The following is an 8097-nucleotide window of genomic DNA, read 5'->3' on the forward strand; positions in this document are numbered from 1 at the left end:
CTGCACCTTCTGCTCCAACCCCAAACAAAACCTCCGGTGTATTCCCAATCGTGTTTACCTAAAAAGCAACGAATTTTAATCATTATTTTTTTCATCATCATTCTTTCTATAAAGAAATTCGCACCAACGCCAATGCTTGACAGCCGTGACAGGAAAGCCCCATTTATTGACAAGGGTTCGGGCTGTGCAAGTGCAAAATGGAAATACAACTCTTTTACTCATATTGTTCAAATTCCTCTCTCTGTTGGCAAGCATTAATATTTTCTTGTTCGATTTCTTTTAATTGTTCGCTTCTTAATTCTTCGGTTGATTTTTCTTCATCAGGTAGAACCGGCACAATATGACACGGACAACGCCTAACAGACAATGATTCAATTCTTTCTTCTTCTGTTTCTTCGTAACTGAATTTTGGCAACGTGCTGAATGTTTTCTTGCACTCGCAACAAGTATAAGTGTAATGACTGCCCTGATCGTTATTAACAAATTGAGTTTTCTTTTTGCAATTAGGACATTCTTCTTCTGAATAAAAATTGCTCATTTTAATACTCCTCAGCAAGCATTATAGTAATAATTCTTACGCAAGCGGGGTCGAGCGGGTCAATTCCGCCTATCAAGTCCGGCGCATAATAATCAATCTTCCAAAAAACTTTAGTTCCTTTTATATTTCGGGACTTGTCCTCGCCGAAATTGATTGAACCAAAATCGTGCTCGCCGTAGGGGTCGTTTTCTTCTGTGAATGTATTAAAATTAGCGATCTCCGTTAACAAAGCTCTTGGGTCTGGGAATTTGTCTTGTATTCCGAAAGTTGTTACTGATGGTTGAAATCCTGTCGGCAACAATCTTCTTGCTTTGTCATTTAATTCTGCAACTTTACTTGAACCGTCTTTAATTTCGTTCATTTCTTCCCTTCCCTAAAATCTTTTAGTGCTAATTTAATAACCGAAAATGCATCTTCTAAAACGCTGGCGCCGAGTTTTAATTTATTGTATTCCTAGATGTGTGATTCCAGCGCTAATTTAGTTGCAACCGCTTGCTCAATCGTCATTTCAATTTTTATTGTGTTTTTCATATTTTTATTTTAATTTATTTTGATTTATTTTGTCAATACTTATTTCTCAACTTCTCTTTTTTTGATCTGTCACTTCGCTTAATATCATAAATATATAAATATTGATAACCTGGCAAATAATCCCAATTCTGCCAATGCTCTAAAATGTTTAACCTAATGGCTTCTTCCTTTGTCATTTCTAAACCAGTTGCAGGATCAATTCTTGAAAAAGGATAATGAGTTTTTTCAACGAAAGCGAAATTAGCGCCCTTGTAACAAATGCCGATTCCATTTTTAACGCCGTCCCCATAAGTGAATATGTGTCTTAATTCGGGAAATTGTTTTCTTATGCATTTGATTGTCAAAGAGATCGCACGGCTTTCTGAATTCTTTGGAAGATCATCGCTCAAGTGCATTCTTAAAAGTTCTACAAATTTACCTTTTACTATTTTTTTAAATCTTCCGACATTCCAACATTCTCCGTAAATTAAAACGCCGGATAATTTTTCTTCCTGATAAATTCCAAAACTGATTAAGATATCTCCTTTGAAATTATGCAAATAATGTTCCCTGACGATATAGTGAATCGCCATTTGATTATCAATAGGTTTTACTGTGAAATTAAGCATAGTTTTTTACTTTTCAATCTTTGCTATTCTTTTATATCCGTGTTTAACAAAATCGTGTATCCAAATCAATTTTTTTGAACTATGATTTTTGCCGCAAGGTTGCAATCTAAAATGACCTGAAACCTCAAAATCTCCATTGTGAATAATTGTCCTGAACCAAGTGCTATCAATTATTTCAATATCTGTTCTTATGTCTGTAACAATTTTTTCATTTCCAAAATATGCCTTTCTCTTACCCTTTCCAGCGTTCATAATAATTTTTTCGGTCTCTGCAAATTCAATAAATGAAGGAAGGGCTGCAGCAAAACTTAAAATAAAATTTGAGTATTTACTTTCGACTAAAGATTTTTCAAGTTCTGTTTCCTTATTAAAAGTTTTAGAATGTTGTGTGAGAGTCAATGGTATTTTTTCTTCGGCAGGAAGAATAAATTCTTCTCCCGCTAAAACGATTGTTCCTTTCTTAGCCATACAAACAAAAATGTTATTATTTTTCATTTTCGCAATACCGATCATAATTTTTTCATAAAAATACCAACAAGTTTCAATTTTTGCTTCGTTTGATAATAATGCTAACTGATCAAACAATTTTTTCTTAACAATATAGTCAGTAATCGTTTTCCTGACAACCCTATATTTACAGCATCGTTGTAATTCGTTCAGAGCATCTTGGCATTCATTGTCATTATTAACAAACTCTAAAACTCCTTTAGTAATAGTGAATGGTCTATTTTCTAGGTTTGGATAATCTGATTGCTTTATTTTCATATTAACCCTGCTTCCTTTTTCATTTGGTCTAATTTTTCTAAATTTTTATAATTTATTTTTTGATTTTCCCTGTTTATATTGGTTATTAAAGAATGGTTATAATTGGTTATAGGCGAGTTCAATTTGGTATCATTTTTGATACTACTAATGGTATCATTTTTGATACTACCTAGTATCTTTTTTGATACTATTTTCGGTATCCAATTTGATACTACCCAAGTTTCATAATCCTTGTTAAATTCATAGTCGTTTTTGTTCTTTTCTTTATGAATGATTAAGATGTTTTTTTCAGATAAAGATTCAGAAGCCCGCAACGCTGAAATTCTTTTTAAAGCCGTCCCTTCGCAAATCTTTTTAAATCCAAGTCCGCCGGTGCGCTTTTTATTCCAACCCCAAGACATACGAATTATGAAACGCAAAAATCTCCACTCACTACCGCTAAGTGGTAAAGTGCATAATTGATCTTCAAGTTCTGTAGCAACTCGAATGTGTCCGTTTTCTGCCTGCGGATTAGCCATTTTCCCCTCGCTCTATTTGATAATAGAATTTCAGGAGCGTTCGTTCCCATACGGCGTGATTGTTTCCGTGATTAGTTTTGGTTGACCACTTACCGCCGTTGATTTTGTTTATGAGTGTTAAAATAACACCCGAATCTTTGGAACGCCAGCGCTGACCTTTTTTGAACCTTATATTACAATCTTTCATAATCCCCTCCCAAGGATAATAAAGAAGAGCCAACCGATGCAGTCAGTTAGCTCTTCAGATATTATAACAATTGTTTGCTTTTATGGCGACTGCATTTCGCTAATTTCATTATGCTCCAATTTTTTAAAAAAACAAAATAAATAAAAAGTATGTCGAAAAAATCAATTACTGTGTCGCCTTTTTTTATAAAAATATGCCCTCCGGACGGCAAAGGACATATTGAAATATATGTTTTGAGATTAAATTTTTAATGTGCGCCGTCCTATGTATTTTTGAATACAACATATGTGAAGGCGGGAGAAGGTTAGCCACGGGGGGACAAATTGTCCCCACCTAACCCAATACTGGGATATTGCCGGCAAGTCCCTTCTCCCAAAGTGTTATCGTGTATGCGGTATTATTAACCGCTCAAGACGCTCCAAACGCCTTTCTTGATCTTTTACGAACCGATCCCGCCATTCCGGCGTTGTCCACTCCATTATAATGATAGCGATTGCTTCTTCTGGCGTGGCATTGTCGAATATAGTGTGATACGCTTCGTGCTTCTTGACATCCTTTTCAAGAAGATTGGTGCTGTCGGTCTTACCCCCGCGACTGCGCGGAACGCAATGATGCTTATTCTTTCGTCGTTTCATTTACGCCACTCTCCTCGATCCAGAGTTCTTCTTCAATGGACGTAACTACAACCCTGACTACAAAAGAAAACCCGTGGCAGTTCGGACAACAACGCCTTTTGAGCGTTTTGCCTTCTACGGTTACTCGAACCATTGTGATGATTGCGCCTCCACAGAAAGGACAAACCGGTTTTACTTCCAAGCGATCACCCCCTTGGTTAAGAACTCATAGTTACACAGATTTGCAAAATTTTTACTTATCTGTGTAATATACAAAAACTTAATTTTTTTATGTCGGTTATAGGTTTATTGATTCTACCGCTACTGTCGGATCATCATCATAATAAACTCGCAAATTACGGGTATAAACATTAACGCCGAATGAAGCGGTTTTGACTTTCAATATCAGTTGTTCATCCAATCCCCAATCACGAATAATATCGTCGGTGAATGTGGCATAGGATGACGAAGTCGTTGTATGTTCTGGTCCTAATGCAACGCCGGATTGATTGATAAGTTGACCCGTGACGGTAGTGCCAGCAGTCGCCGCTTTAAGGTCGAATCTAACCCTAATAGAACCATTTAAACCGTGAGGAAATTGCATTCCTTTTATATTAAAATAACCAGCTGAAGTGCTAAATCTTTCTTCATCGTGATGATTTTGTAGAGTGTCAGAGGCAACTTTGCGTATAATATGTGGAAGTTCAATTTTATCACCACAATATATACCACTTCGATCTAATCTTGCTTTTATAATGCCAGCGGAATTGATGAATTGTGCCATTAACCTATCAACATATACTCTTTCAGAAGTAGAGGAATAACCTTCGTGAATTCTATCGAGTTGAATCTGACCTTCTGATATTGCCAGAATATTATACGTGTAGTTAATGATCTTAATAGAGTCATTTATATGGAGTCTTGGCGTAGCAGATAGAAAACTGTCCCCAGCGTTAGTCGGCGTAATAATATCGCTTCCATTAGTAACCGTAACAATAATATCGCTTAAACCTGAATTTTTAAGTCTTAGAGCAGAGGAAACATTTTGGACGTTAGCCATAGCTGGATTTTCTGAAACGTCAGAACTAGCTCCTATCATAATACCCCTAGGGAAATTATAATCGGTTGATCCACCGAAGAGACCGGGTCCTATTCCTGGAGCACTAATATTCTTAATGCCAGAACCGTCAGGGCATATAATTGAAGCAACAGCTAGGGTGAGTGATCCATTTGAATTTACGGTTCCATCTGGACTTGGCGCTCCTAACACTATCTTTGGTTCTCCTCCATTATTGGGATCAGAAATATACCAAACCCCAACTGGACCTCCGTCAGTAATCATATATTGTTGATCTTGCCCCAAATAAACGATTGGGATACAAACTGCCTCTCCTTCATTTCCGCCGTTGTGAACTAGATACCCGTCGGCATAATAGATATGGTAATTATCAAGCTCGATGCCATAGATGTTTCTATCTTCTCGGATAATTTGTTTTGTCTCTATTGTTTCAGTGCCATTATTAATTTTTAGTTCATCTCCGATTTCAAGACGGAAAGCTGACTTCTTTTCTCCGTTTGAAAGAATAAAAAAGTGGAAAAAACTACAACGAATTTTGTCGTTTATTAGATAATAGACAGGAGTAGTTTTTTGATAGTTATCGGTTATTGTGGCGGTTACTGGTTGATTGGTTTCAAGGTCATAAGAATTAACAACATCACCGACTTTAAGTTCTTCAATATTTTTCTCTCCGTCGGGAGTTGAAACTTTCGTCCCTTCTAAAAGAGAATAGCCTCCTTCAATCAAAGACTGTCCTGGTCTAACATATAGTGGAGCAGTGTAATTACTTCCATTGGGATTGTAGGGATAACCGCCGTCAGAACGAACTCCGTGGACACCCATATCCACGCTATTAGATGTCCCCGTCAGGGGAAGATAATTTGCCAATGACGCAACAGTGGTATAAAGAGTATCGAAATATGTCTTGAGGGCTGACTTGATACCAGACCAAGGAGATTTTTTGATTACGTTAGAATCCTCCGAGTCCATAATGGGTATCATATCGGAGTTAGCAGGGGTGAACTTAGCAGTAGCGCTATTTATCTTGCTCCCCAATGAAATTGGTGTCTCGTCACCGGAGTTTGTATTGGACGTGTTACCAATGACTGTCTTTTGAGCGTCAGTAACATATCTCTTGTCAGAGGAATCACTGATGTCTGCGGTTGTTGCGTTATGTGGGTTTCCAGATGACTGTGAATGATCATATGCCGTTTTGCCTCGATCGCCTCGGTATGCCGTGCCAGATGTCTCTCCGATAGCAAGAGAAGGATCAAGAACACCGTATGCCGTGCCAGTCCACCGATAGGTCAGATTGGTATCTTTTGCTACATAAATCTTGCCGTCTTCGCCGGTAACGGGAAATGCTGCCAAGTTTGCATAGGAAAGAACATCATCAACAAATGAAGGTAATTGATTCGCAGGGACTAATCCACCGACTAAATCCGCCTTACTATTAAGCGCAGTCTGCTGCGCAGTTGAAACCGGCTTGTTCACATCTGAAGTATTGTCAACATTAGTCAATCCGACATCGCTTTTCCCTATTGGGATTCCTCCGATGCGATAAACTTGACCAGTGGCAATGTTTACATCACCGCCAAAAATATCAAGTAGGTATGCCGGAGAAATCATATTGATGCCGATGAACCCTACCGTGGCATCGTTTTTTGAAGAGATAAATAAACGGTCTTTTATTTGAGTTCCAGCCTTACCCGTTCTCAACGAAATTCCAGTGTCTGAGTAGTCTGAAATTCTAAATGGTTTTGATGATCCAGTGCCGGCGTGATGAGAAAGTTCGTCAGAAGTAGTTGATGTTTCGATGGCGAAATATTGTGTCAAACTTCTAGCCCATTTTGAAATTCCAGTTCCTTGATTAACCGTAACCGAACCATCAGTATTTTTCTTCTGATAATTGCTTGCAATTTCATTGATTGCATTAACAATGTTGTCTTTGGCTGTAGTTAATAGATTAGCCAAAATACCGACCAACCCGACAGCGGTGCCAGGTGTTTCAAAATCAACCCCGCTTTGGGCTTGTGCAACTTTTCCGTCTTTTCCTTTCAATATGCCTGAAATACTTGAATCTGTTGAGGTTGAAACTTGATTGGGACCCGCTTCGCCGGTTGCACCCTTGAGGTCAACGGCAATATATTCTTCTTGACCTTCAATCCTCACCCCTAATTGAGTGCCTTGCCATTGAAATTCTAACCCTAAACCGGTATCGCCTTTGTCGCCTTTATTTCCTTGCGCACCTTTTGTTAAACCGGCATCAATTTCGGTCTGATCAGATAAAAATACGATCAATCTGCCTTGATTATTTATTTCGGCGCCGGTCACGGAAAGACCTTCGTCCCCTTTCGGACCCGGGACAGCTTCGGTCATCTCAATAGTAATATCAGGTTCCTCTTTGGAAACACTAATTTCAATGATCGGATCATTGATTACATCTATTTCGATATTTTGTTCTGCCATTAACTTGTCCTTTGTGTAACATCTTCTTGAAAAGTTATTGTTGAAACGATAGGAGTAATAATCACGCCATCATCTTTTTTAACTTGAATGTCGTAATAATATTTTCCATTTAGTGCAATAGTTTCTTCTGGCAATAGAGCAATTCGAGTTTCGCCCTTCGAGGCATCTGTATGCTCGTCATTTCCGATATCTTTTTTAATCAAAGCAACATCATCGCTATCGTTTCTGTTTTTTTTGACAGTAAAAAATATAGTCCAATCTGTAATATCGGTTGCAGTTCCGTCTTCTTTTATTACTAATTTTCTGCCGAAGCTATCGCCTCTAATCGCTATCAGTTCAAACATTAGATTCCTTTCTTAATGTTTCTGCTTTGGTTGTAACCCATTTTACAAATCCGAAATAAAATCCGTTCAAAAACGCTGTCATTGCCAAATTCTGAATATCGTCAGTCAGCAAGAAACTGAATGTCTGATAATGAAGCGGGATATCGTGAAAGTGCATTCCGGCGAAAATTTGCAAAAGAAAGTTAGCAATTGCCGCTAAAGAAACATAGAAGAATATTTTAACTAATTTTTTAATTCCTTCCCAAAGTCCAGCTTTTAGGAAATTATAAACGCCGGCAACGGTAAGTTTCATATCTTTCAATGCGTTCCAAATTACGCATAATAAAATCATTCCGAATTTTTTTGCTTCTTTTTTCTGTTCATCTGTTGGAAACTCGAAAACTGGAACATTCGCCGGCTTTTCTTCGGCTGGTTTTTCTTCCGGCAATGCCGGTGTTTCTACCGGCGTTTCTGGCACGATAACGGG

At 38.0% G+C, this 8097-nt stretch carries 10 protein-coding genes; all 10 read right to left on the reverse strand.

Annotated features, from left to right (window positions below):
- Window positions 1-214: 214 nt before the first annotated feature.
- On the reverse strand, window positions 215-538 hold the full coding sequence (locus PLE33_06005; protein HPS60799.1) for a hypothetical protein: 324 nt from the start codon (window positions 536-538) through the stop codon (window positions 215-217).
- Between the two features lies 1 nt (window position 539).
- A complete protein-coding gene (locus tag PLE33_06010) occupies window positions 540-899 on the reverse strand; it encodes a DUF3768 domain-containing protein (GenBank protein ID HPS60800.1) in 360 nt (119 codons plus the stop codon).
- A 202-nt stretch (window positions 900-1101) separates the two neighbouring features.
- The gene (locus PLE33_06015; GenBank protein HPS60801.1) at window positions 1102-1677 is read right to left on the reverse strand and encodes a hypothetical protein; all 576 of its coding nucleotides are present in this window, start codon (window positions 1675-1677) and stop codon (window positions 1102-1104) included.
- 6 nt (window positions 1678-1683) lie between these two features.
- Window positions 1684-2442, reverse strand: coding sequence for a hypothetical protein (locus tag PLE33_06020; protein HPS60802.1), 759 nt, complete (start codon window positions 2440-2442; stop codon window positions 1684-1686).
- Window positions 2439-2960 (reverse strand): replication protein, encoded by a 522-nt coding sequence (locus tag PLE33_06025; protein HPS60803.1) that lies wholly within the window; start codon window positions 2958-2960, stop codon window positions 2439-2441. Before PLE33_06025 ends, PLE33_06020 begins: the two co-directional genes overlap by 4 nt.
- Window positions 2953-3147 carry a hypothetical protein gene (locus PLE33_06030; protein ID HPS60804.1) on the reverse strand — a complete coding sequence of 65 codons (195 nt, stop codon included), beginning with the start codon at window positions 3145-3147 and terminating at the stop codon, window positions 2953-2955. The genes PLE33_06025 and PLE33_06030 overlap by 8 nt, the downstream gene beginning before the upstream one ends.
- A gap of 380 nt (window positions 3148-3527) precedes the next feature.
- Entirely contained in the window at window positions 3528-3782 is a 255-nt protein-coding gene (locus PLE33_06035) for a hypothetical protein (protein ID HPS60805.1), read from the reverse strand.
- 277 nt (window positions 3783-4059) lie between these two features.
- Window positions 4060-7287, reverse strand: a complete 3228-nt coding sequence (locus tag PLE33_06040; GenBank protein ID HPS60806.1) for a Hint domain-containing protein — start codon at window positions 7285-7287, stop codon at window positions 4060-4062.
- Window positions 7287-7631 (reverse strand): BppU family phage baseplate upper protein, encoded by a 345-nt coding sequence (locus PLE33_06045; GenBank protein HPS60807.1) that lies wholly within the window; start codon window positions 7629-7631, stop codon window positions 7287-7289. Before PLE33_06045 ends, PLE33_06040 begins: the two co-directional genes overlap by 1 nt.
- Window positions 7624-8097, reverse strand: a 474-nt coding sequence (locus PLE33_06050; protein HPS60808.1) for a hypothetical protein, incomplete at its 5' end; no start/stop codon positions are given. The genes PLE33_06045 and PLE33_06050, both read right to left, overlap by 8 nt.

The organism is Candidatus Cloacimonas sp. (genome assembly GCA_035403355.1).
Lineage (GTDB): Bacteria > Cloacimonadota > Cloacimonadia > Cloacimonadales > Cloacimonadaceae > Cloacimonas.

Coding starts and splice junctions, on each gene's coding strand:
- PLE33_06040 (HPS60806.1), bottom strand. CDS start 7,287: ATGGCAGAACAAAATATCGAAATAGATGTAATCAATGATCCGATCATT.
- PLE33_06010 (HPS60800.1), bottom strand. CDS start 899: ATGAACGAAATTAAAGACGGTTCAAGTAAAGTTGCAGAATTAAATGAC.
- PLE33_06020 (HPS60802.1), bottom strand. CDS start 2,442: ATGAAAATAAAGCAATCAGATTATCCAAACCTAGAAAATAGACCATTC.
- PLE33_06035 (HPS60805.1), bottom strand. CDS start 3,782: ATGAAACGACGAAAGAATAAGCATCATTGCGTTCCGCGCAGTCGCGGG.
- PLE33_06015 (HPS60801.1), bottom strand. CDS start 1,677: ATGCTTAATTTCACAGTAAAACCTATTGATAATCAAATGGCGATTCAC.
- PLE33_06025 (HPS60803.1), bottom strand. CDS start 2,960: ATGGCTAATCCGCAGGCAGAAAACGGACACATTCGAGTTGCTACAGAA.
- PLE33_06005 (HPS60799.1), bottom strand. CDS start 538: ATGAGCAATTTTTATTCAGAAGAAGAATGTCCTAATTGCAAAAAGAAA.
- PLE33_06045 (HPS60807.1), bottom strand. CDS start 7,631: ATGTTTGAACTGATAGCGATTAGAGGCGATAGCTTCGGCAGAAAATTA.
- PLE33_06030 (HPS60804.1), bottom strand. CDS start 3,147: ATGAAAGATTGTAATATAAGGTTCAAAAAAGGTCAGCGCTGGCGTTCC.